We start from the raw sequence: 25,491 nt of genomic DNA on the forward strand, positions 1-25,491 counted from the left end.
AATTACAGGCTTCTTACTTTTGAATATGAAATATATTGAAGAAATTACAATAAATAGAACTTTAGATAAGGTTATAGAAGTATTTAAAGATGAAGGCCAACTGAAACACTGGCAAAGAGGACTTTTAAAATCACGCTCAATTCATGGTGAAGCTGGTGAGGTTGGTAGTGTAAGAAAATTAAAAATCGACTTAGACCTCAGCACCATTACTATGCGAGAAGAAATAATCCACAAGAACCTACCGCATGAATGGTTTGCTGAATATCGAAGTGCTGGGCTAATTAGCATTCAAAAAAATTATTTCTCAGAAGTTGAAGGTTCTACGGTATGGAGATCTGATAGCAAATTTAAATTTTCTGGATACATGAAAATGATTAGTAAGCTTTTACCCTCGATTTTTAAAGAACGTTCTAAAATAGTCATGAAAGATTTTAAGGACTACATAGAAAACGGTAATTCTGCATCGCTTAAATAAGGCTTTGTTAAAGTAATAAAATATAGCGTAATTTGCAGTAAATTTAAAAATGATGAAAAAATTATTTACCATTATGATTTGTCTTGTAAGTTTCTCAGCGCTACAAGCACAAACAAAAGTCGGCACAATTAATAATGAGTATATTTTATCTCAGATGCCAGAAATAAAACAAGTTGAAAAAGATTTAACCGCTTATGGTGAAGAATTAGATGCTAGCATTAAGCAGAAATATGACGACTATCGTGAAATGTTAGAAAAATATAACAATGAGCGAGAATCTTTAACCAAAATTATTCGGCTTGCACGAGAGAAAAAAATACGCACCGCTGAAGCCGACTTACAAAAACTACAAGAGAACTCAAGTAAGCTACTTCAAATCAAACAAGATGAATTGCTAAGACCGCTATATCAAAAAATAGCAGTTGCATTAGAAGCCATTGTTAAAGAAGAAGGTTTTACACAAGTTTTTAATGAAAACCAAAGTTTAATTTACATTAGCCCTGAATACGACTTAACCATCAAGGTCATGAAAAGAATTGGACTTGAAATTAGTGAAGAAGACCAACAAGCAATAGGAAACTAAAATTAATAGTTTTAAACTATAAAAAAGCCATCAAAATTTAATTTTGATGGCTTTTTAAGTTTAAGAATACATTTATTTATCTGCTATAATTTGGTGCTTCCTTAGTAATTGAAACACTATGCGGATGACTTTCCATTACACCAGAACTTGTAATTTGTACAAACTGAGCACTGTCTTTAAGAGTTTGAATATCTTTAGCACCACAATATCCCATACCAGCTCTCAAACCTCCGATAAATTGCACCATGCTTTCAACCAATTCACCTTTATAAGGCACACGACCTACAATACCTTCAGGTACTAATTTCTTGATATCAGCTTCGACATCTTGGAAATATCGATCTTTCGAGCCTTTGTCCATTGCCTCTATTGAACCCATTCCACGGTAGGATTTAAACTTCCTACCTTCATAAATAATGGTTTCTCCAGGAGACTCTTTAGTTCCTGCCAACAATGAACCTAACATGACACAATCAGCACCACCAGCAATAGCTTTAGGAATATCACCTGTATAACGAATACCACCATCAGCGATAACAGGTATGCCTGTACCTTTAATAGCTTCTGAAACTTCCATTACAGCTGAAAGCTGCGGAGAACCAACACCAGCAACAATTCTAGTTGTACAAATTGAACCAGGACCAACGCCTACTTTCACTGCATCAGCACCAGCATCAACTAAATATTTTGCAGCATCTGCGGTAGCTATATTTCCTACTACAACGTCTAGTTCTGAGAATTTGCTTTTTATACGTTTTAAAACTTCAACAACACCTTTTGTATGTCCATGAGCTGTATCAATAACAACCGCATCCACTCCAGCATTAACCAACGCAGAAGCTCTTTCAACTATATCATTAGTAACACCCAAAGCAGCAGCAACACGTAATCTACCAAAGGCATCTTTATTAGCAGATGGCTTTTGAGTTAATTTTGTTATATCTCTAAACGTGATTAATCCAACTAATTCATTATCATCATCAACCACCGGAAGTTTTTCTATTTTATGTTCTTGTAAAACCACTTCAGCTTCTTTTAGTGAAGTTCCTTCACTAACCGTTACTAAATTGTCCGTGGTCATCACTTCCTTTATTGGCCTGTCGTTTTTTTGTTCGAAACGCAAATCACGATTTGTAACAATTCCTATTAATTTTTTAGAATCATCAACTATAGGAATACCACCAATGCTGTGTTCTCTCATGCTATCATTAGCATCTTTAACAGTAGCTGTTAATGGCAAGGTAACTGGGTCGATAATCATACCACTTTCAGCACGCTTTACACGTCTAACTTTAAGCGCTTGAGCTTCAATTGTCATGTTTTTATGTAAGACGCCAATTCCACCTTCTCTTGCAATTGCAATAGCCATTCTAGACTCTGTAACTGTATCCATAGCGGCTGAGACTATGGGAACATTGAGGCTTATATTTTTGGTGAATTTACTTTGAATACTCACTGTTCTTGGTAGAACATCTGAATAGGCAGGAACTAATAGAACATCGTCGTAAGTAAGTCCAAGTCCTTTTACTTTTGAATTAGTCATTGCAATTAGATTTAATTGCATGCAAATATAGACTTTTTATTTTGGGCTGAGTTAGAGCTGATTATAATTTAATGATAAATTAAAAGCCGTTTCAATTGAAACGGCTTTTGTGCTATTAAGCGAAATAATAATTACATATTTCGTCTGTATTGGCCACCAACTTCAAATAAAGCCTCTGTAATTTGACCTAAAGAGCAATATTTGGTTGCTTCCATTAATTCTTCAAATATGTTACGATTATTAATAGCTGCATCTTGGATTTTAGCTAAACTTTCAGCCGCTTTATCTTCATAAGCTTCATGCAATTTGTTTAAGGTATTAATTTGAAATTCTTTTTCATCTTCTGTTGCACGAATGACTTCCCTTGGTTTTACAGTTGGTGAACCTTTAGAACTTAAAAACGTATTTACGCCAATAATCGGAAATTCTCCTGTGTGTTTCAAGGTTTCGTAGTGTAAACTTTCTTCTTGAATTTTACTGCGTTGGTACATAGTTTCCATAGCACCTAAAACGCCGCCACGTTCGGTTAAACGATCAAATTCAGTTAACACGGCTTCTTCAACCAAGTCGGTTAATTCTTCAATAATAAACGCACCTTGAATTGGATTTTCATTCTTCGCTAAACCTAATTCTTTATTGATAATTAACTGAATGGCCATAGCACGTCTTACGGATTCTTCCGTAGGTGTGGTAATAGCTTCATCGTAAGCATTGGTATGTAACGAATTACAATTATCGTAAATAGCATACAAAGCTTGAAGCGTAGTTCGAATATCATTAAAATCGATTTCTTGCGCATGTAAGGAACGCCCTGAAGTTTGAATATGATATTTAAGCATTTGCGCACGTGGGTTTGCACCATATTTGTCACGCATGGCTTTTGCCCAAATTCGTCTTGCAACTCGACCAATCACCGCGTATTCCGGATCAATTCCGTTAGAGAAAAAGAAACTTAAGTTAGGACCAAATTTGTTGATGTCCATTCCACGACTTAAATAATATTCTACGTAAGTAAAGCCATTAGAAAGTGTTAAAGCTAACTGCGTAATTGGATTCGCGCCAGCTTCCGCAATGTGATATCCTGAAATAGATACTGAATAGAAATTTCTAACTTTATTTTCAATAAAATATTCTTGCACATCGCCCATTAATCGCAAAGCGAATTCAGTTGAAAAAATACAGGTATTTTGGGCTTGGTCTTCTTTTAAAATATCAGCTTGAACGGTTCCACGAACTACCGCTATGGTTTCTGCTTTTATTTTTTGATAAACTTCAGTTGGTAAAACTTGGTCACCTGTAACACCTAACAACATCAACCCTAAACCATTGTTTCCTTCGGGTAAATCGCCATTGTATTTAGGTCGTTCTAAGCCATTTTCTTTATAAATCTGTTTGATTTTTGCTTCTACTTCTTTTTCCAGTCCGTTTTCAGTAATATATTTTTCACATTGCTGATCAATCGCTGCATTCATAAAAAAACCAAGTAACATTGGTGCTGGTCCGTTGATGGTCATACTTACTGAAGTCATGTGGTGCGCCAAATCAAAACCAGAATATAATTTTTTAGCATCATCTAAACAACAAATAGAAACACCTGCATTACCTATTTTTCCGTAAATATCAGGTCGGTGATCAGGATCATTTCCGTATAAAGTAACTGAATCAAAGGCAGTAGATAAACGTTTTGCAGGTAAACCTTGACTTACATAATGAAATCTTCGGTTGGTACGTTCGGGTCCACCTTCTCCCGCAAACATACGAGTTGGGTCTTCGCCAGTTCGTTTAAATGGGTACAAACCTGCAGTGTAAGGAAATTCTCCAGGCACATTTTCTTGCAACAACCATTTTAATAAATCGCCCCAAGCTTGATACTTTGGTAAGGCAATTTTAGGAATTTGTTGGTGTGAAAGCGATTCGGTATGCGTTTCAATCTTAATTTCCTTATCGCGCACTTTAAAACTATAAATCGGATCTTTATAACGTTTAACTGTGGTATCCCAAGCTAAGATTTTCTCCCAATTATAAGGATCTAAATCCATTTTTACGCGATCGAATTCTTTTTTGAGTAAACCGACTAATTGCTCATTTTCAGCAGAAGTACTGTTTTGTAAGGATTCTTCATCTATTCCATTTTGATCTAAACTTAGACTTGTTCCTGTAGAAGTTTCAAGGGTTTTAAAGATGCCATATAACTTTTGAGCAACTTCAACTTGAGCTTTGGCTTTATGATCGTAAGCGCGGTTATTTTCAGAAATTTCAGACAAATAGCGTGTTCTCGCAGGTGGAATCACAAAAATCTTTTCAGACATTTCATCTGTAATTTCATAGGTACTATTTAAACCCGCTGAAGTTTTTTCTGCCACCAAATCCATAATTTGCTTATAAAGCACATTCATTCCTGGATCGTTAAATTGAGAGGCAATGGTTCCGTAAACAGGTAGAGAGTCGAGTTTAGCATCCCATAATTGATGGTTGCGTTGGTATTGTTTTTTCACATCGCGAAGCGCATCTTTTGCACCACGCTTATCAAACTTATTAATCGCCACCAAATTGGCAAAGTCGAGCATGTCAATTTTTTCTAATTGTGTGGCTGCTCCAAATTCGGGTGTCATTACATATAATGAAACATCAGAATGGTCTAAGATTTCTGTATCACTTTGGCCAATTCCTGAAGTTTCTAAAATAATTAAATCGTAATTGGCCGCTTTTAAAACTTCAACGGCTTCTTGTACATATTTGGAGAGTGCTAAATTAGATTGTCTTGTCGCTAAGGAACGCATGTAAACTCGCGACGAATTAATAGCATTCATACGGATACGGTCGCCCAGTAAAGCTCCACCTGTTTTTCGTTTTGATGGATCTACTGAAATTATTCCTATTTGTTTATCCTCAAAATCAACTAAAAAACGACGCACCAATTCGTCTACTAAAGAAGATTTTCCTGAGCCACCTGTTCCTGTAATTCCTAGTACTGGAACTTCATTATTACTCGATTTTTGTATCGGTTCAAAAACACCTTTAAACTCATCGTGTCTATTTTCAGCTAAAGAAATTAAGCGCGCAATGGTGTTTACATTTTTATTTTTAAGGTTTTCGGCTGTTTTTTCTGCTTCAACTAATTTTGGTGTAGGAAAATCGGATCTTTCAACCAAATCGTTAATCATACCTTGTAATCCCATCTCACGACCATCGTCAGGCGAGTAAATTCTAGTGATGCCATAATTCATTAAATCTTCAATTTCTTCCGTAAGGATAACACCACCACCGCCGCCAAAAATCTTGATGTGGCTAGCTCCTTTTTCTTGAAGTAAATCGTACATATATTTAAAATACTCATTATGACCACCTTGGTAAGAAGTCATCGCAATGGCGTTAACATCTTCTTGAATGGCTGTGTTGACGACTTCTTCTACGCTTCTATCGTGTCCTAAATGAATGACTTCTACTCCTGTAGATTGTATAATTCTTCGCATGACATTGATGGCGGCATCATGGCCATCAAATAAAGATGCTGCGGTTACAATACGAATTTGATGCTTTGGGAGATATGGTTTTTGTTGTTCCATTATAACTTTGAAGTATTATTAATTTTTGTGCCGTAAATTTAAGAAAACTGAATTTAATCTTTCGAAAATTAACGACCGATTAAGGATTTTTTCATTTAAGCATGCTTATCAAAAATTATCTACATTTGTAGACTAAACTTATGTTATGAAAAAAATTCAATTATTTATTTGTTTAACCTTGTGTACGTTTACAACTTTTGCACAATTTGACCGGTTAAAAGATGTTATTTCAGGAGATGAATCGCTTAATTTCACAGAGCAACAAGCTGTTGAAGCCATTAAAAAGACACTCGAAAACGGTGTTAGAAAAGAAGTTAAAAAACTTACTGTCGAAAACGGATTTTTGAATAACGAACTGGTAAAAATTGGCTTTCCTGAAAACATAAAAAATGTTGAACGAAAATTACGCGCTGTTGGTTTAGACAATTTAGTTGATAAAGCCGTTGTATCACTCAACCGCACCGCTGAAGAAGCTACTAAGAAGGCTATTCCGATTTTCACCGATGCTATTACAAACATAAAAGTTGAAGATGGTATAAATATCATTAAAGGCAATGATAATGCTGCAACTAGCTATTTAAAGCAAAACACCTATCAACAACTTTATAACGAAATGTCTCCTATAGTTAGTGAGAAATTTAATCAAGTTAAAGCTGATGTAATTTGGTCTCAATTAACGAGTAAATATAACCGCCTACCGTTTACGAAAGATATCAATCCTGATTTAATAGATTATGTTACTACAGAAGCACTTAAAGGTGTCTTTAAAGCTATTGCAAAAGAAGAACTAGACATTAGAAATGAGCTTAACGCAAGAACTTCAGATATTTTAAGGACAGTATTTGGCGGCTAATTAGTTAAACCGTTTATAAAATTAATTGTTTTTAAATTAAATTCTTGAGGCTGTTCAACATTAACAACATGTCCACATTTTTTTACAACAATAAGTTGAGCCATTTGATGATGTTGAACTAACTTTTCAATTGATGGTAAAAACAAATGGTCTTGTTCTCCCATGATATATAGTGAAGGAATATGAATGTCTTTTTGACGAAACAATCGAAGTAGTGGTTTAATTTCAGAAGTTAATTTAAACCACTTAATAAATTCTTTTTGATAGAGTTTTTTAGCCTCTCTAACGAATAAATTTCTACTAGCTTTATGGTTTTTACGCGGCATAATAACGAAGGCAAATAATTTATAAAGCATCATATAAGGCACGACTGACTTAAAAATTACGCCCATTCGCATTAAAAAACGAGATCTCACATTCATTTTCATTACCGCACCACCCATAATCATACTTTGAACACGTTTAGGATGTTTTTCAGCTAGATTACGAATTAAAATGGTCCCTAAGGAAATACCAACAAAATGTGAACTTTTAATCTGACAATGGTTTAAAACCTCAACAATATCTTGTGTAATAACATCAAAGGTATAATCGGTTTTAAGACTATCTTTTAGGCTTGGCTTAGAACGACCGTGACCGCGCAAGTCTAATAATAGTATATTAAAGTGAGATTTAAAAATTCTTAATTGTTTAAACCATATTGAAGAACTACCGCCAGCACCATGGACAAAAGTAACCCATTGTTTAGAAGATTTGTGGCGATAAATGGTATGATGTAACACTAAGTAAAATTTTCAGTAAATATAGACCAAAAGTAAATTTACTAATCATATTTAAAAGAAATTTATAGTTTACAATGCCTTCCTTAACTTTAATAAATAGTCAAAAGCCGCTATCAGTCGGCTACCATACCAACTAAAATATTCGCCGTCTACAATTTTTATTTGCTCAGATTTTACAGGAATTTCTGAAAAATGCTGTTCTTTAAATGGAAATGGTTCAGATGAAAGTAACACATAATCTAGCTGAGGCATATCAGATAAATCAACTTCAGGATATCGAGAAAAATCACGATAAACATTATTCATCTTACATAGCTGAAGCATATAATTTATAAAATTTGAATGTCCTACAACCATCCAAGGTTCACGCCATATAAAATAAGCCACATCTACTGAAGACAAATGGCTAGCTTCTGTTTTAAAATCATTAAACTTTGACTGAAGTAGCTCTAAAAAAGCATTAGCTTTAGTTGGAATTTTAAAAATAAGGCTTAAGTCTTCAACTAAAACAATTAAATCTTCTATTGTAGAAATATCCGATACGTAAACCCTATAGTTTTGCTCAAGTTCGCTTACAATCTCAGGTGTGTTCTCTTCTTTATTTGCTAAAATAAAATCAGGCTGTAATTGTTCAATTTTATGGTGCTTAACAGACTTTGTTCCGCCAATAATTTGCGCTTGATGACGAATATGCTTAGGGTGAACACAAAACTTTGTTACACCAACCAATTTATCCTCCAGACCTAATTCAACTAAAAGTTCTGTTAGGCTAGGAACAAGACATACAATTGTTTGAGGTGTTTTGCTAATTGATAAAGACCGATTAAGTTGATCTGATAATTTCATTTTATAAAATTAAAAAAGCCTGATTGAAAAATCAATCAGACTTTAAATAAGTTACGAAAATTTATGATTAGAAATTTATTTTACTTGATCTACAACAGCTTTAAAAGCTTCTGGATTATTAACAGCTAAATCGGCTAAAACTTTACGGTTTAGTTCGATATTATGCTTTTTAACTTTTCCCATAAATTGAGAGTATGACATACCGTGAATTCTTGCAGCGGCATTAATTCTCACAATCCAAAGTGATCTAAAATTTCTTTTCTTTTGTTTGCGGTCTCTATAAGCATATAACATTGCTTTTTCGACTGCATTTTTAGCAACTGTCCAAACGTTTTTACGTCTTCCGTAATAACCTTTAGCTTGCTTCATGATTTTTTTTCGTCTTGCTCTAGACGCTACTGAGTTTGTTGATCTTGGCATAATTTAATGTTTTTTTGTAGTAGGCAGATTTAAAATCGTTTTGAGGCCGTACTCCATGGATTAATTAATAATTAATAAACCTATAAAAACAATTACTTTAATCGTAATTGTGTTTTTATACTGTCTACATCAGATTTGTGCACTAAAGCACTGTGCGTTAATTTTAATTTACGCTTTTTAGACTTTTTAGTCAAAATGTGACTTTTGAATGCATGCTTACGTTTTATTTTACCTGTTCCAGTAAGTTTGAAACGTTTTTTTGCACTCGACTTCGTTTTCATTTTAGGCATTGTATCCTGTTTTATATAAATTTAATCGTAACTTACTTTTTCTTTGCAGAAGGTGCTAGCATCATAATCATTCGCTTTCCTTCTAGCTTTGGCATTTGTTCTACTTTAGCAATTTCTTCTAAATCAGTTGCTAAACGTAATAATAAAATTTCGCCTTTATCTTTAAACACAATCGAGCGTCCTTTAAAGAAAACGTAAGCTTTTAACTTAGCGCCATCTTTTATAAACTTCTCGGCGTTTTTCTTTTTAAATTCATAATCATGATCATCGGTATTAGGACCAAACCTAATTTCTTTAACCACAACTTTTGATGCCTTTTGTTTTAAAGCCTTTTCACGCTTTTTTTGTTCGTACAAAAACTTTTTGTAGTCCATCACCTTACAAACAGGCGGATCAGCTTTCGGAGAAATTTCAACTAAATCAACGCCTAATTCTTCAGCTTTAGCTAGTGCGGTTTTGAGATCATAAATATCTACGTCTACGTTATCACCAACTAACCTAACTTTAGGTGCTTTGATATGATTATTAATTCTGTGAGGATTTTCTGTTTTTCTCCTCGGTGAACCTTTTGATTTTTTTCTTCTTAATGCTATGGCTTAAAATTTTTTAATGTTAAACTTCAAATGTTTTTAAATCTCTATTAATTTCAGTGTTGATAATTTGTGCAAATTCTTCAACTGTCATCTGCCCTAAATCCTCACCACCGTGTTTTCTTACAGCAATTTTATCAACTTCAATTTCTTTTTCGCCGATAATGATCATATATGGTATTTTATCCATTTCAGCATCACGGATTTTTTTACCCATGGTTTCACTTCTATGATCAACTGCGGCGCGAATTTCGTTATTTTTAAGTAAACTTAAAACTTTTTTAGAATAATTTTCATATTTCTCACTGATTGATAGTACAATAGCTTGTTTTGGCATTAACCAAAGTGGGAAATTACCTGCGGTATGTTCTAACAAAATAGCGATAAAACGTTCCATACTACCAAATGGCGCTCTATGAATCATCACAGGTCGGTGCATCTCGTTATCACTTCCTTTATATTCTAGCTCAAAACGCTCTGGTAAATTATAGTCAACTTGAATTGTACCAAGCTGCCATTGTCTTCCTAAAGCATCTTTAACCATAAAGTCAAGTTTTGGCCCATAAAATGCGGCTTCACCTGTTTCTACAACGTAGTTTAAGCCTTTTTCTTTGGCTGCGTTTAAGATGGCATTTTCAGCTTTTTGCCAGTTTTCTTCACTACCGATATATTTTTCTTGATTTTCTGGATCACGTAATGAAACTTGAGCTGTAAAGTTTTCAAACCCTAAAGATCCAAAAACATATAAAACTAAATCAATCACTTTTTTAAACTCAGCATCTAATTGGTCTGGTGTACAAAAAATATGTGCATCATCTTGTGTAAAACCACGAACACGTGTTAAACCATGCAATTCTCCACTTTGCTCATAACGGTAAACAGTCCCAAATTCTGCAAAACGTTTTGGTAAATCTCTGTAACTCCAAGATTCTGCATTATATATTTCGCAGTGATGCGGGCAATTCATCGGTTTTAAGAGATACTCTTCACCTTCATTTGGCGTCTTGATGGGCTGAAAACTATCTTCACCATATTTAGCGTAATGTCCAGAGGTTACATATAATTCTTTTTGCCCGATGTGCGGAGAAACCACAGCTTCATAGCCAGCTTCTTCCTGGGCTTTTTTCATGAAATTTTCTAAACGTTCCCGTAATGCAGCGCCTTTTGGCAACCATAAAGGTAATCCTTGACCTACTTTTTGCGAAAAAGTAAATAAGCCTAATTCTTTTCCAAGTTTTCTATGGTCGCGCTTTTTAGCTTCCTCTAGAAGTTTTAAATATTCTTTTAATTCTTTTTGCTTTGGAAATGAAATACCATAAATACGCGTTAATTGCTCATTATTTTCATCGCCTCGCCAGTAGGCACCAGCGACGCTCATTAATTTCACCGCTTTTATAAATCCGGTGTTAGGTATGTGACCGCCACGACATAAATCTGTAAACGAGTCATGATCGCAAAAGGTAATATCGCCATCGTTTAAATTTTGAATAAGTTCTACTTTAAACTTATTGTCTTCATTTTTATAAAACTCTAAAGCTTCATCTTTTGAGACTTCTCTCATCTTAAAATCATGCTTGCCTCGGGCAATTTCAAGCATGCGTTTTTCTATCTTCGGAAAATCGTTTTCTGAAATTTTATGATCGCCTAAATCAACATCATAATAAAATCCGTTTTCTATTGAAGGTCCTATGGTTAGCTTTACGCCCGGATATAGCTCTTGAATAGCTTGTGCCATCACATGTGATGTTGAATGCCAAAAAGCCTGTTTACCTTCATCATTTTTAAACGTGAATAATACTAAACTACCATCGGTGGTTAGCGGCGTTGTGGTCTCTACAGTTTCGTTATTAAACTTTGCTGATATAACTTGCCTTGCTAAACCTTCGCTGATGCTTTGCGCTACTTGAAAAGGCGTTGTTCCTTTTTCAAATGACTTCACGCTAGCATCTGGTAATGTAATATTAATCATGAATATAAATTTTTGGCAAAGATACTGAGTAAAATCTTGTTGACAAGTTTTTTAATAAGTGGTTTACTTTAAGTCTTAATTAGTTAATTTGTTTGGCTTGTTCAGGGCGATTAAAAACGGGATGACTTGTCGAAATAAACTTTAGGTTTCTAATATTTGCCTTACCAATTGGCGCACCATAAATACCTTTTTCTGAAGACCAATTATAAAACTTCCACTGGCTCGCAAACGGCACTTTATCTAAGCTAAAATAACTATTGTACACAATAGCATGTGGTGTTTCTTCCGCTTTTTGAATATTTTTATTGTGGGTGACTATATAGGCGGCTGCTTTTAACAAGTGTGTTTTGGGGTTTGCGTAAATCACATACCAATCATCTGGGGCATCACCTGTTTGGGGCTCAAAACTGAGTTTAGCCGAATTATAAGTTTTATCCTGAAGGCTTTTTACACCTAAATTTTGCCACTGCGTTCCTTCATCATCAAGTTTAAATGGCATAGCAAAAAAATAAGACCAAGTTAACACATCAAATCGTGCCGATGTATAATTAGTTGAAGATGGAAATTGATAAAACTGACCTTGATCATAATAGACTGAAACACCTTCTGAAGTTTCTAAAACTACTTTTGAAGAATTTGTAGTCATACTAATTTTAGCATCAAGGTGCTTTTCCTGACCCCATTGAAGTTTTAGATTAAACTGAATAGCTTCATGATTTTTGAAGGCGTCAACATTATGGCTGTGCTGAATGTTATTCACCAACTGTTGAACTTTAGATGCTGGTTTTGGCTCAGTAGCTTCTACATTTTCTGATGCTTTCTGAGGTTCTTTTTTTGATGTGCTGTTACAAGCTAGGCAGACTACAATTAATAACCCAAAGAGTTGAATATTTTTCACGCTCGATATTTTTAATACTGTTTCTTTTTAGTAAAAATAAAAAAGCTGTTTAACAATGACTTGCCAAACAGCTTTTTTTCAATTTTAAAGGCGATAATTACTTAATAGTCTCAAAACTTCGGTTCACGAAATTGGTTAAATCTTCTCCTTTTAATAAGCCTTGAGCAAGTTTGGCTAAATCTAAAGCTTGTTTGATTTTAGACTGCTTATCTTCATCTTTTTCGATACCTAAAATTTCTGAAGCCAACGGATGATTGGCATTAACAACCAAGTTATGCATTTCTGGCATGTTGCCCATACCAAACATGCCGCCGCCACCGGTTTGCTGCATTTCTTTCATACGTCGCATAAATTCTGGTTGCGTAATCATAACTGGCGCCGAATTTGAATCTAAAGCTTCAACCTGAACGGTATATTTTTCTTTTGGTGCAACAGCTTCATAACTTTCTTTGAGTTTTTCTTTTTCTTCATCTGAAAGTTTAGAAACTTGCTCATCTTCCTTTTTAATTAAATTATCTACATGGTCGCTATCAACACGCACAAAACTGACTTTTTGTTCTTTTGAACTTTCAATTTTTTGAATTAAGTGTGATACAATTGGTGAATCGAGCAATAAAACTTCATAACCTTTATCCTGCGCAGCTTTGATGTTACTGTGTTGTTCTTCTTTATTTGAAGCATATAGAATAACTAACTTATCATCTTTATCTGTTTGATTGTCTTTGATTTTAGCCTCTAACTCTTCGTAAGTGTAAAATTTATTATCAACAGATGGATATAAGGCAAATTTTTGTGCTTTGTCATAAAATTTGTCCTCGGTCAGCATTCCATATTCAATTACGACTTTAATATCGTTCCATTTCTTTTCAAAATCTTCACGATCATTATTGAAAAGCGATTTTAATTTATCGGCGACTTTACGCGTGATGTAACTAGATATTTTCTTAACAGCACCATCGGCTTGTAAGTAAGAACGTGAAACATTTAATGGGATATCTGGCGAATCGATCACACCGCGCAACATGGTTAAAAATTCAGGAACTATGCCTTCTACATTGTCAGTTACAAAGACTTGATTTTGGTAAAGTTGAATTTTATCTTTTTGCACCGACATATCGTTAGTTAACTTAGGGAAATACAATATTCCAGTTAAGTTAAATGGATAATCAACATTAAGGTGGATATGAAATAACGGCTCTTCGAACTGCATTGGATAGAGTTCGCGGTAGAAATTTTTATAATCCTCTTCTTCTAAATCGGTTGGTTGCTTTGTCCAAGCTGGGTCAGGATTATTGATAATGTCATCTACTGTAACCGTTTTAGGTTTTTCGTCTTCTCCCGACGCTTCGGGAGCATCTTCAGCTTTTGGAAGCTCTTTTTCTTTGGTGCCAAATTTAATAGGCACTGGCATAAATTTATTGTATTTTGTAAGTAGCTCACGTATTTTAGATTCTTCTAAAAATTCTTCTTCATCTTCATTTATATGTAAAACAATTTCGGTACCGCGATCTTTCCTATTGTGTTCTTCAAGGCTAAACTCGGTTGTCCCTTCGCAAGTCCAATGAGCTGCAGGTTCATCTTTCCATGATTTGGTAAAGATTTCAACTTTTTTAGCCACCATAAACGCTGAATAGAAACCTAAACCAAAATGTCCGATAATACCGGTTTCTTTAGCTTCAGAATCTTTATATTTTTCAAGGAATTCTTCAGCGCCAGAGAAAGCCACTTCATTAATGTACTTTTTCACTTCATCTTGTGTCATCCCAACACCTTGGTCAATAATATGTAGTGTTTTATTGTCTTTATTGACTTTAACTTCAATTTGCGGGTTGCCAATTTCGATCTTAGCCTCGCCAATTCTGGCTAAATGCTTTAGTTTTAATGTGGCATCAGTTGCGTTTGAAATTAATTCACGTAAGAAGATTTCGTGATCGCTGTATAAAAATTTCTTAATCAGTGGAAAAATATTTTCGACTGAAACGTTAATATTACCTTTTGACATAATTGTTAATTTTAAATCAACTATGGCAAAGTAAATACCAAGATAGAATATATGACAACTTGACACCAGAAAGTGACAATCAGATTTAACAAAAGATTTTGTTTAAAGTTAACGTAAAAAAATTAAACACGTTTTATCTTTGTAAAAAGCTAAAATTATGGCCACAAAGACATCATCTAAGACAAAAAAGAAATTATCTAAACACGATTTACTAAGTTTTTATATGGATCATGTTATAGAGCATGAAACGCATCCTAAGTCGGTTTATAAGTTTGCTAAGAATAATAATTTTAAAGAGCAAGATTTTTATCAATTTTACGGAAGCATTAAAGCATTACGTCAGGACATCTGGACGCAATTTTATTTAAATGCTTCACAACTCCTCGATAATAATGAAGAAGTTGATGCATACAGCAGCCGTGAAAAAATGCTTACTTTCTTTTACACTTTATTTGAAATTTTTACGGCCAATAGGAGCTACATTTTATATGTTTTAGAAGAACATAATGATCAATTAAAAAATTTAGAGCAACTCAAAGAATTAAGAAAACACATTAAAGGTTTTGCTTCTGAACTAATTGAAGATGATAATGATGAAAAGCAAAATAAAATACTTCAGAAAAATACTAAGTTATATTCTGAAGGTGCTTGGATTCAATTTTTATTCTTATTGAAATTCTGGAAGGATGACAACTCTGCTAATTTTGAAAAAACAGATGTTGCTATAGAAAAATCTGTTAATACCATATTTGATGTATTTGATAATACACCGCTTGACAAGGTATTTGATTTTGGTAAATTTATATATAAAGAAGTTGTAAAATCTTAGATGAAAACATTAGACAAAATACCAACAAGTAAGTTAAGTAGAACTTCAAAGCTAGTTTCTACCGGTGCAAAAATTGGTAAAAACTACCTTAAATATTACAGCAAAAAGACATTCAATCCTGCAACTACACGTGAAGAACTTGATCAAAGTAATGCAAGTGATATTTACGACAGTTTAAAAAGCTTAAAAGGTAGTGCGCTTAAGGTAGCACAAATGCTATCAATGGAAAAAAGCCTACTGCCAGACGCTTATGTTGAAAAATTTAGCTTGTCACAATTTAGCGTTCCGCCACTATCAGCACCATTAGTTAGAAAAACATTTAAAAAATATTTGGACCAATATCCCGAAGAAATTTTTGATGAATTCACCAAAGATTCGGTTAATGCAGCCAGTATTGGGCAAGTTCACAAAGCAACTAAAGATGGTCGTGAATTAGCTGTTAAAATACAGTATCCTGGTGTGGCTGACAGTATAGGTTCAGATTTAGCAATGGTAAAACCTATTGCCATGCGGATGTTTAACATTAAAGGGAAGGATTCTGATAAATATTTCAAAGAAATTGAAGATAAACTTCTTGAAGAAACTGACTATATTTTAGAAGTTGAACAAAGTCAACGAATTTCTGAAGCTTGCAATGCTATTCCTCATCTTAAATTTCCACAATACTATCCGGAGCTTTCAAGTGAGCGCATCATCACAATGGATTGGATGCACGGACAACATTTAAGTGAATTTACAAAAACTGATTTTACACAAGAACAAGGTAACAAAATTGGCCAAGCCTTGTGGAACTTCTACATGTTTCAAATTCATCACCTTAAAGAAGTTCACGCAGATCCTCATCCTGGAAACTTTTTAATCAATAAAGACTATGATTTAATTGCTATAGATTTTGGTTGTATAAAAGTAATTCCAAACCAGTTTTACACACCGTATTTTGAACTTGCTGTTCCTGAAAATATTAATGATCCTGAATTTTTTAAAACTAAATTAAGAGAACTCGAAATATTACGCGATGATGATCAACCAAATGAAGTCGCTTACTTCTCAAAATTATTTCATGAAATGTTGAGTTTATTTACAAAACCATTCCATAGTGAAGAATTTGATTTTGGTGATGATGATTTTTGGCAACAAGTTTCAAATTTAAGCGAAAAATATTCTAGTGACAAAGAATTGAGAAAAATGAATGGTAATCGTGGTAGTAAACATTTCTTATACATCAATAGAACGTTCTTCGGTCTTTATAATTTACTAAATGACTTAAAAGCCAAAGTCTCTATAAATGATTACAAAAAATACATATAAAAGTTTTATTGGTTAGGTTGGTTGGGAAAACGCCCTTAAATTTATCGCAATTTGGGCGTTTTCTTTTTGTTTTATTAATAATAAAAAGTTTTCATTTTACGTATATTGCAATAAAAAAGCGATACAAATGTATAATTCAACGATAAAAGGACTCGGTAAATACTTACCTGAACAAGTTGTTACTAATGAGGATTTATCTAAAATCATGGACACTAGTGATGAATGGATTCAGGAAAGAACAGGAATTAAAGAGCGACGCCACATCAAGAAAAACGCAGGTGACTCTACTGCAACAATGGGCGCCAAAGCAGCTAAAATTGCAATAGAACGTGCTGGAATTGATAAAAGTGACATTGATTTAATTATTTTTGCCACCTTAAGCCCGGATTATTATTTTCCAGGTTGTGGTGTTCAAGTACAAGATATTTTAGAAATAGAAACCTGTCCTGCCTTAGATATTAGAAACCAATGCAGTGGATTTATTTACGGGATTTCGGTGGCTGACCAGTTTATTAAAACAGGCATGTATAAAAATATTTTATTGATTGGAAGTGAAAATCATAGTGGTGGTTTAGATTTTACAACACGAGGAAGAAATGTTTCGGTAATATTTGGAGATGGTGCTGGTGCTGCAATAATTAGCAGAAGTGAAAGTAAAGGTAAAATTTTATCGACACACTTACATTCAGAAGGTAAGTTTGCTAAAGAACTTTCCCTGATTGGTCCATCAACCGAATATTGGGTTCCACAAATTATTAAAGAAAACCCTCAAGAAAACATTCCTTATTATCCCTACATGAATGGTCAATTGGTTTTTAAAAACGCGGTAGTTCGATTTGCTGAAGTTATAAACGAAGGACTTCAAGCGAATAACTTAAAAGCTTCAGATATCGATATGTTTATTCCACATCAAGCTAATTTAAGAATTTCTCAATTTATTCAGAAAAAATTCAAATTGAATGATGACCAGGTTTACAATAATATTCAGAAATATGGCAATACCACTGCCGCTTCTATACCTATTGCTTTAACTGAAGCATGGGAAAATGGAAAAATTAATTCTGGAGATTTAGTTGTTTTAGCAGCTTTTGGAAGCGGCTTTACTTGGGGAAGTGCTTTAATTCGTTGGGTTTAAAATAAAAAAAGGGATGATAAAAACCATCCCTTTAATCAAAAACAACAAAAACAAAACATTATTGGGGATCTTGAACAATAGGCTCTCTAATTGATTCAAGTACTTCAACAACCTCATTAATTATTTCTGTGTCAGTTACACCATTTAAGGCAGCTGCTTGACCTACATAGCCAACAAATTTATCATAGTCTGCATTATCAGCTTTAGCGCCCATTCTAGGATTTTGTTCTGGATCATGTGCTGCTACCATGTTTAAACCGTTGTAAGTATTCGTATCTCCACCACCTGTATTGGCTGAGAAAAAATCGGTTAGATTATCGCTTAAAACTGCAACGTTTGTATTATTACCAGCAGATACTTCAGCTAAAATAGGCGCAAAATAAGTTCCTAAATTACCTTCTTCTTCAGCTATGACATCAGATACAATTAAAACAATAGTAGAATCAACAACTGAGCGATAACTTAGTCTTCCTTGCTCTATCATTTTATTAGGATCATTTGGATCGGTTACCATGGTAGTTCCTCCTAGTTTATCGTAAAGCGTTTGCTCTGTTACGGTATTGTTAGCATCGTCGTCATCGCTACAAGCAGTAAACATGCCTGCAACAGCTAGTAAGGTTAATAAACTTTTTTTGTAGTTAGCCATAATCAAAATATTTAGGATTAATATTAATTAAAAATTCGTTGGACGCCTTTAGAAAAGTGATAAGCAAAGCTATCTTGATTGACAGGGCAAACTTTTTTCTGTGCAAGACTATCAGGTAATTTATATAGTTTAGGATTGAGTTTAGTGTTTACGTCTATGTGGGAAGCTACATCTTGCGATTCTAAATACCGATTATCATGAAAAAAAACTAGAACGCCTGTTTCTTTATTAATTCTCCAAGACTTAACTGCTGAAAGAGATTTTAATTGCGATTTTATTTGATTTTCTTCATTTCTGTCTAATGAAGTCTCAAAATCTATTCGACTAATTTGAAGTGTAGGATTATCTATTGATTCTGGAGTAACGTTTAAGATATGAATTATCAGAACAAAAACCATAATAAAAAGGCTAGCAAAAAGCCCAATCAGAGTGCGCTTTAATAACTTTCGTATATTCATAAGTTGTGATTTTTTTCTTAACTAATTATATATACGAGTATAATTGCTAGGCGGTTTATTTTTTTTTATAATAAACCTATAAAGAAATAAAAAAAGGAGTTAAAATAATATTTAACTCCTTGATATTTAGATATATTAAATTTATGAAGGCTAATTCAAATAAATTAATAAACTTATTTATTAAACGCAAGAAACATTCCTTTGTTACAAGTATTAACAGAGTTTAACATCGGCTAAAACAATTCTTAAATAAATTTGACAGAATGGAAACAAAACACACAACATTAATTATCGGCGCTACAACTAATCCCAATCGATATGCTTATTTAGCATTAGAAAGTTTAGTAAAGCGTAATTACCCTGTTGTTGGTGTAGGCTTAAAAGAAGCAGAAATTAACGGCGTAAAAATTCATAAAGACAAAAAAGTATTTTCAGATATTGATACCGTTACACTCTATTTAAGTGCTAAAAATCAAATTGGTTTTTACGATTATTTACTTCAACTTAACCCAAGACGAGTCATTTTTAATCCTGGCACGCAAAATCCTGAACTAGAAAATTTACTAGCTAAAAATGATATTAAAGTAGTGCACGCTTGTACCTTAGTCATGCTTAAAACTGGCCAATACAAGTCCTAAAAAACTCAACAGTCCATTAACGATTAGTACAAAAAAACCGAGTTCAAAACTGAAATAATAGCTTAAAAACAAACTAATCATGTAAGTTAAAATAGGTGATAAAATAGCAATATATGGTATATATAAATCTCTTGCTTTCATTCGAGTAAACAATCCGAAGCTATATAAGCCAAGTAATGGACCATAAGTGTAACCTGCAAATTCAAATAGTGAATTAATGATGCTTGTATCAGTGATAGCATATTTATAAATCATCATTATACCAATTAAAATGACAGCAACCAAAACATGAACACGCTTTCGTATTACAACTTGCTGTTTCATTGTAAAACGCTTCTGAATTTGTAATAAATCTACACTTATTGAAGTGGTTAATGATGTTAATGCAGAATCTGCACTTGAATAAGCCGCTGCAATTAAACCAACTACAAAAAATAAAGCTAGCGCAAAACCAAGTTCTCCTGAGGTAGCAATCTCAGGAAAAAGTTCATCACCAACCGCTGTAATTCCATTAATTTTCGCGTAACTAAATAGTAATAAACCTAAAAAGAGAAATAAAAAATTAACAATAGTGAGAACTATTGTAAACCAAAATACATTTTTTTGAGCATCCTTTAAATTCCGACAAGTTAAATTCTTTTGCATCATATCTTGATCTAAACCTGTCATGACAATAGCAATAAACACGCCCGAAACAAACTGTTTAATAAAATAATTACTGCTATAGATATCATCAAAATAAAATATTTTGAAATTTGGCTGTGCATCTAAATAAGCTAAGATATTTGTATGGTCAAGGTCAAGTGAGTCACCTAGCATTACAATAGCTAAAACTAAAGCTAATAACATAAAAAAAGTTTGCAAGGTATCTGTCCAAACTATTGTTTTAATTCCACTTTTGAAAGTGTACAACCAAATTAAAATAATAGTCAAACTAACCGTTATATAATAAGGTACACCAAGTGCATCAAAAACAATAAGTTGCAAAACATTTGCTACTAAAAATAATCTAAAACTCGCGCCGACTAAGCGTGATAGTACGAAAAAACTAGCGCCAGTAACGTAGGCATTCCTTCCAAAACGCTGTTCTAAATAAGTATAAATTGAGGTTAGATTTAGCTTATAATACAATGGTAACAAAACCAAACTTATAACGGCATAACCAATCGTGTAACCTAAAACGACTTGAAAATAACCAAAACCAGAATTTTCTACTGTACCAGGAATAGAAATAAAAGTAATACCACTTAAAGACGCGCCAATCATTCCAAAAGCAACCAAATACCAAGGCGACTGCCGATTAGCTACAAAAAAATCAGAATTAGAGTTTACCAATGACGTGCGACTTGTCAAATAAGAAATAACCACTAAAACACCAAAATAAACGGCAATAATAGCCAAAACAAAACTAGGTTGCATAAGCTGAGTTTAGTTGGCTAAATTAAGAAATATCTAAGATTAAAAAATTAACTTTACCAATTGAAGCAAAATTAAAAAGTAAAGATGGAGTTTTCTTCTAAATTATTACAAAATGCCGTCGATGAAGTCAGTTTTTTACCTGGGATTGGTAAACGTACTGCATTACGACTTGTACTACATTTACTTAATCAAGACCAAGAGGTCACGACCGATTTAGCTAAAGCCCTAATCGATGTAAAAACCAAAATCAAACGTTGTAAAAACTGCTCAAATATTTCAGACCAAGACATTTGCGAAATCTGTTCTAACCCTAAACGAGACCAATCTATTATTTGTGTTGTTGAAGATATTAGAGATGTTATGGCCATTGAAAATACGGAGCAATACCGCGGAGTATATCACATCTTAAATGGTAAAATTAATCCGATTGAAGGTATTGGACCTAACGATTTAAACATTTCTCCTTTGGTTGAAAAAGTACAACAAGGTAAAGTCAACGAACTTATTTTTGCCTTAAGCAGTACAATGGAAGGCGACACGACTAACTTTTACATTTATAAACAAATTGAAGAAAATAAAATTAAAACTTCTACAATAGCAAGAGGAATTTCGGTTGGTGATGAGCTCGAGTTTGCAGATGAAGTAACCCTTGGAAGAAGTATAACTAACCGTATTCCGTTTGAAAATTCTCTTAAAAATTAACTGTGAAGCTAAGTATAGTCATATTAAACTATAAAGTTCCCTATTATCTTTTACTATGCCTTGATAGTGTTTATGAAGCTATAAAAGAGATCAAAGCTGAAGTTATTGTAATAGATAATAACTCACAAGACCATAGCTTAACTTTAGCAAAGCAACATTTCCCAGAAACCATATGTATTGCTAATTCTAAAAATTTAGGTTTTTCAAAAGCTTACAATCAAGCGGTAAAAAATACCAAAGGAAAATATTTATGCATCCTTAACCCAGATACAGTTGTAACTGAAAATTGTTTTAAAGAGTTAATTCACTTCAAAGAAAACACTCCAAATATTGGTGCTATTGGTACCCGACTAATTGACGGAAAGGGAAAATTTCTTCCAGAATCTAAACGTCAAGTCCCAACACCAATAGTAGCTTTAAGTAAGCTTCTAGGTTTAAAGTCAAATTATTATGATACTTCTTTTAAACCTAACCAAAACGGTGTAACCTCAATTTTAGTTGGCGCATTTATGTTCTTAGAAAAAGAACATTATCAAGCTATTAAGGGTTTTGACGAACGTTATTTTATGTACGGTGAGGATATTGATTTTAGCTATCAATTACTTCAAAAAGGACTCAAGAATTATTACTACGGAAAATTAAGCTCAATTCATTTTAAGGGCGAAAGCACTCAGAAAAACAAAACTTATTACAAACGCTTTTATGGGGCTATGCTATTGTTTTATAAGAAATATTATTCTAATCCGGTTATAAATTTAAGTTTAATATTAGCGCTAAAACTGTTAATTAGCATAGCACCAAGGCAACCGAAAGCTCAAAAATTAAGCTCAAAAAAACAAAAAGCACTCATCATAACTAAGCAAGTTTCAGAATTTAATTCACTTAAAAAAAGTTTTGAAAATATTACATTTAGTGACACAATCGCCATAAATAAAGACTTATTAACTGAGTATAAAACAATTATATTTGATGCAAGTGCACTAAGCTATCAATCAATTATAGAAAAAATATTATCTTGGCAAGACTATAATTTAAATTATAGAATCAAGCCAAAACAAGGTGAATTTTGTGTGGGAAGTGACTCTAATGAGTCTCAAGGCGAGGTTTTACATTTAGATTTGTAACAAAATTTAAACCATAAATGGCGTTTTTTTAGTAAATTCGCAATTTTATATTCAAAAAATAGAATTACATTAAAAATATGGCAAAGATAGAACTCAAACTTCCTAAAATGGGTGAAAGCGTTGCAGAAGCAACCATCACTAACTGGTTGAAAGAAATTGGCGATAGCATTGAAGCTGATGAAGCCGTTTTAGAAATTGCAACTGATAAAGTTGACTCTGAAGTACCTAGTGAAGTTGATGGTGTATTAGTTGAAAAACGCTTTGAAGTTGATGATGTTGTTGAAGTTGGACAAACGATTGCAATTATAGATGTTGAAGGTGAAGGTGACAACGACATAAGCGAAGAAACTTCAAATGAAACTGAAATAAGCTCAGAAAATTCTGAAGCTGCTGAACTTGAAAATGAAATGTCTCAAGTTAAATCTTCAGTTAGCAATTCTTCAACTAGTTTTTCTGATGCATCTCGTTTTTATTCTCCTTTAGTAAAAAACATTGCTAAAGAAGAAAGCATTTCTCTAGAAGAACTTGAACAAATTGAAGGTTCAGGCTTAGAAGGTCGCGTCACTAAAGAAGATATGCTAGCTTATGTAAAAAACAAAGATCAAGCACCTCAGAAAACCAAACAAACGACCACAAAAACTACAGCTTCAAAAACATTACCTAAAGCTGAAACACCTGTTAACATTAACGCTGAGGATGAGGTTATTGAGATGTCACGAATGGGCAAATTAATTGCTAGTCACATGGTAGCCAGTAAGCAAACTTCGGCACACGTTCAGTCTTTTATTGAAGTTGATGTGACCAATATTTGGAATTGGAGAAATAAACATAAACAAGCATTTCAAGAACGTGAAGGTGAAAAACTAACCTTTACTCCTATTTTTATGGAAGCAGTTGCTAAAGCAATTAAAGACTTCCCAATGATTAACATTTCTGTACATGGGGATCAGATTGTTAAGAAAAAGCATATCAATTTAGGAATGGCTGCAGCTTTGCCAAATGGTGATTTAATTGTACCCGTAATTAAGGATGCAGATCAATTGAACTTATTAGGCATGGCTAAACAAGTTAATGATCTAGCAAACCGAGCGAGAATTGGCAAACTAAAACCAGATGAAACACAAGGGGGAACCTATACAGTTACTAATGTTGGAACATTTGGAAGCGTTTTAGGTACACCTATTATTAATCAACCACAGGTTGGAATTTTAGCCTTAGGCGCTATCAGAAAAGTTCCTGCTGTTATTGAAACACCAGAAGGTGATTTTATTGGTATTAGACACAAAATGTTTTTATCACACAGTTATGATCATAGAGTTGTTAATGGTGCGTTAGGCGGACAATTTGTACAAAGAGTTGCTCAGTATTTAGAATCTTTTGATACTAATAGAACCGTTTAAAACCAAACAATAATAAATTAAAAAACCCAAGCTGAATTATTCAACTTGGGTTTTTTAATACGCTAATTGTTAGATGCGCTGATGTTTAATCTACTTCAGGAGAAAAAGTCTCATCTAAATAATCAGGTGTCCCATTGCCATTACTGTCAGGGAAACTAGGTTCTCCTGTTTGTTCATCAATAATAATTTCATTTATAGTTAAAACACCATCATTATCATCGTCGTTATCGAGATAATTAGGTGCGGTATCTCCATCGGTATCATCATTATTTAAGCGTCTATCATTGTTTACATCTTCCATCCAACTAGGAATACCGTCACGATCATGATCTGATTCATTAGAACGGTAAAGTTGAAATGAAAAAATTATCGGATTATAGGCTCCTATACCAGAAGTAATTGGCGGTGATGCGAAATAGCCTAAACCTGACGGAATAAAAACAGCTCCAATACCAAAATCATCATTAAAAGTAATAGTTCCATCTAAGTTTTCATCTAAGCCAGTAGAGCCTCTAAATTCAGGTAAGACTTCATAAAACCCTCTAACGACTTGTGTTAAATCAAACCAAACTGCATTTGGAGAAACATCAAAAACTTCACCTTCAAGTGTAAATCCTTCATAAGTAACTAGAGTTGAATCTGCAAATTTTGGCTGGCGTTCTGATGGTGCACCTTCACGAAATTTTAGATAATAGAGTTCGTACTCAATATCATTATTGACAACTGTTTTAGAGTCTAGCAAATCAGAATCTAGTATCGGTGTTTCGTTAATATTTTCACCGGCTATAGTATCAAATACAATTCGTTGGTAATTATCATTACTAGGGTTTGTTTCAAATCTATAAAAATGGGTGGCTAAAAAATCTTCAATTTGAGTGGCATTTTCATCGCGAACTTCGGCTTCATCACGAAGTTCGAGTGTGTTTCCTCCATCGTCATCATCATCACAGCTGATACCAAAAAACAGAACACTTAATAATAATAAAAAACTAATTCTTTTCATTAACTTTACTTT

At 33.5% G+C, this 25,491-nt stretch carries 24 protein-coding genes; 10 read left to right on the top strand and 14 right to left on the bottom strand.

The features are described 5' to 3' along the window. The first annotated feature begins 25 nt into the window (after positions 1-25). Both BUB82_RS03555 and BUB82_RS03560 read left to right on the top strand, forming a co-directional pair. Entirely contained in the window at positions 26-475 is a 450-nt protein-coding gene (locus tag BUB82_RS03555; RefSeq protein ID WP_073192048.1) for an SRPBCC family protein, read from the top strand. Positions 476-527: 52 nt separating this feature from the next. Further along, a complete protein-coding gene (locus tag BUB82_RS03560) occupies positions 528-1,058 on the top strand; it encodes an OmpH/Skp family outer membrane protein (protein WP_073192049.1) in 531 nt (176 codons plus the stop codon). A gap of 76 nt (positions 1,059-1,134) precedes the next feature. On the opposite strand, the gene guaB is transcribed toward BUB82_RS03560, so the two are convergent. Together guaB and BUB82_RS03570 are read right to left on the bottom strand one after the other, a co-directional pair. After that, on the bottom strand, positions 1,135-2,601 hold the full coding sequence (guaB, locus tag BUB82_RS03565) for an IMP dehydrogenase (protein WP_234949756.1): 1,467 nt from the start codon (positions 2,599-2,601) through the stop codon (positions 1,135-1,137). A 131-nt stretch (positions 2,602-2,732) separates the two neighbouring features. Next, the gene (locus BUB82_RS03570; protein ID WP_073192052.1) at positions 2,733-6,167 is read right to left on the bottom strand and encodes a methylmalonyl-CoA mutase family protein; all 3,435 of its coding nucleotides are present in this window, start codon (positions 6,165-6,167) and stop codon (positions 2,733-2,735) included. 145 nt (positions 6,168-6,312) lie between these two features. Between BUB82_RS03570 and BUB82_RS03575 the strand changes: the two genes are divergently transcribed. Then, complete coding sequence (locus BUB82_RS03575; protein ID WP_073192054.1) at positions 6,313-7,020, top strand: DUF4197 domain-containing protein; 708 nt, start codon at positions 6,313-6,315, stop codon at positions 7,018-7,020. On the opposite strand, the gene BUB82_RS03580 is transcribed toward BUB82_RS03575, so the two are convergent. From BUB82_RS03580 to htpG, 8 genes are all read right to left on the bottom strand, one after another. Then, the gene (locus BUB82_RS03580; protein WP_073192056.1) at positions 7,017-7,802 is read right to left on the bottom strand and encodes an alpha/beta fold hydrolase; all 786 of its coding nucleotides are present in this window, start codon (positions 7,800-7,802) and stop codon (positions 7,017-7,019) included. The genes BUB82_RS03575 and BUB82_RS03580 overlap by 4 nt on opposite strands. A 69-nt stretch (positions 7,803-7,871) precedes the next feature. Then, positions 7,872-8,648, bottom strand: a complete 777-nt coding sequence (locus BUB82_RS03585; RefSeq protein WP_073192058.1) for a helical backbone metal receptor — start codon at positions 8,646-8,648, stop codon at positions 7,872-7,874. A gap of 75 nt (positions 8,649-8,723) precedes the next feature. Further along, complete coding sequence (gene rplT / locus BUB82_RS03590; RefSeq protein ID WP_073192059.1) at positions 8,724-9,068, bottom strand: 50S ribosomal protein L20; 345 nt, start codon at positions 9,066-9,068, stop codon at positions 8,724-8,726. Positions 9,069-9,160: 92 nt separating this feature from the next. Beyond that, positions 9,161-9,358, bottom strand: coding sequence for a 50S ribosomal protein L35 (gene rpmI / locus BUB82_RS03595; protein WP_073192061.1), 198 nt, complete (start codon positions 9,356-9,358; stop codon positions 9,161-9,163). A gap of 32 nt (positions 9,359-9,390) precedes the next feature. Beyond that, positions 9,391-9,951, bottom strand: a complete 561-nt coding sequence (infC, locus tag BUB82_RS03600; RefSeq protein WP_073192063.1) for a translation initiation factor IF-3 — start codon at positions 9,949-9,951, stop codon at positions 9,391-9,393. A gap of 19 nt (positions 9,952-9,970) precedes the next feature. After that, positions 9,971-11,917, bottom strand: a complete 1,947-nt coding sequence (gene thrS, locus BUB82_RS03605; RefSeq protein ID WP_073192065.1) for a threonine--tRNA ligase — start codon at positions 11,915-11,917, stop codon at positions 9,971-9,973. A 79-nt stretch (positions 11,918-11,996) separates the two neighbouring features. Beyond that, positions 11,997-12,815, bottom strand: coding sequence for a DUF6503 family protein (locus BUB82_RS03610; RefSeq protein WP_073192066.1), 819 nt, complete (start codon positions 12,813-12,815; stop codon positions 11,997-11,999). 97 nt (positions 12,816-12,912) lie between these two features. After that, a complete protein-coding gene (gene htpG / locus BUB82_RS03615; RefSeq protein ID WP_073192068.1) occupies positions 12,913-14,817 on the bottom strand; it encodes a molecular chaperone HtpG in 1,905 nt (634 codons plus the stop codon). 157 nt (positions 14,818-14,974) lie between these two features. Between htpG and BUB82_RS03620 the strand changes: the two genes are divergently transcribed. From BUB82_RS03620 to BUB82_RS03630, 3 genes are all read left to right on the top strand, one after another. Beyond that, complete coding sequence (locus BUB82_RS03620) at positions 14,975-15,646, top strand: TetR family transcriptional regulator C-terminal domain-containing protein (protein ID WP_073192070.1); 672 nt, start codon at positions 14,975-14,977, stop codon at positions 15,644-15,646. Then, complete coding sequence (locus BUB82_RS03625) at positions 15,647-16,954, top strand: ABC1 kinase family protein (protein WP_073192072.1); 1,308 nt, start codon at positions 15,647-15,649, stop codon at positions 16,952-16,954. Between the two features lie 127 nt (positions 16,955-17,081). Further along, the gene (locus BUB82_RS03630) at positions 17,082-18,089 is read left to right on the top strand and encodes a 3-oxoacyl-ACP synthase III family protein (RefSeq protein WP_073192073.1); all 1,008 of its coding nucleotides are present in this window, start codon (positions 17,082-17,084) and stop codon (positions 18,087-18,089) included. A 58-nt stretch (positions 18,090-18,147) separates the two neighbouring features. Here the strand turns inward: BUB82_RS03630 and BUB82_RS03635 are convergent, their stop codons facing one another. Further along, the gene (locus BUB82_RS03635; RefSeq protein WP_073192076.1) at positions 18,148-18,735 is read right to left on the bottom strand and encodes a globin family protein; all 588 of its coding nucleotides are present in this window, start codon (positions 18,733-18,735) and stop codon (positions 18,148-18,150) included. Positions 18,736-18,758: 23 nt separating this feature from the next. Then, positions 18,759-19,193: a hypothetical protein gene (locus BUB82_RS03640; protein ID WP_143185638.1), complete on the bottom strand. Its 435-nt coding sequence runs from the start codon at positions 19,191-19,193 to the stop codon at positions 18,759-18,761. 263 nt (positions 19,194-19,456) lie between these two features. Between BUB82_RS03640 and BUB82_RS03645 the strand changes: the two genes are divergently transcribed. Next, a complete protein-coding gene (locus BUB82_RS03645; protein ID WP_073192080.1) occupies positions 19,457-19,831 on the top strand; it encodes a CoA-binding protein in 375 nt (124 codons plus the stop codon). Here the strand turns inward: BUB82_RS03645 and BUB82_RS03650 are convergent. Further along, positions 19,796-21,250: a sodium:solute symporter gene (locus tag BUB82_RS03650; protein ID WP_073192082.1), complete on the bottom strand. Its 1,455-nt coding sequence runs from the start codon at positions 21,248-21,250 to the stop codon at positions 19,796-19,798. The genes BUB82_RS03645 and BUB82_RS03650 overlap by 36 nt on opposite strands. An 84-nt stretch (positions 21,251-21,334) precedes the next feature. Here BUB82_RS03650 and recR point away from each other — a divergent pair, with 84 nt between their 5' ends. The 3 genes from recR to BUB82_RS03665 all read left to right on the top strand — a co-directional run bounded on the left by recR (position 21,335) and on the right by BUB82_RS03665 (position 24,476). Next, positions 21,335-21,952, top strand: a complete 618-nt coding sequence (gene recR, locus BUB82_RS03655) for a recombination mediator RecR (RefSeq protein ID WP_073192084.1) — start codon at positions 21,335-21,337, stop codon at positions 21,950-21,952. A gap of 2 nt (positions 21,953-21,954) precedes the next feature. Next, positions 21,955-23,076, top strand: coding sequence for a glycosyltransferase family 2 protein (locus BUB82_RS03660; RefSeq protein ID WP_073192086.1), 1,122 nt, complete (start codon positions 21,955-21,957; stop codon positions 23,074-23,076). Between the two features lie 77 nt (positions 23,077-23,153). Then, positions 23,154-24,476 carry a dihydrolipoamide acetyltransferase family protein gene (locus BUB82_RS03665; protein WP_073192087.1) on the top strand — a complete coding sequence of 441 codons (1,323 nt, stop codon included), beginning with the start codon at positions 23,154-23,156 and terminating at the stop codon, positions 24,474-24,476. 85 nt (positions 24,477-24,561) lie between these two features. Here BUB82_RS03665 and BUB82_RS03670 read toward each other — a convergent pair whose 3' ends face one another. Then, positions 24,562-25,479 carry an FKBP-type peptidyl-prolyl cis-trans isomerase gene (locus BUB82_RS03670; protein WP_073192089.1) on the bottom strand — a complete coding sequence of 306 codons (918 nt, stop codon included), beginning with the start codon at positions 25,477-25,479 and terminating at the stop codon, positions 24,562-24,564. Positions 25,480-25,491: the final 12 nt, after the last annotated feature.

The organism is Psychroflexus salarius (genome assembly GCF_900129035.1).
Classification (GTDB): domain Bacteria; phylum Bacteroidota; class Bacteroidia; order Flavobacteriales; family Flavobacteriaceae; genus Psychroflexus; species Psychroflexus salarius.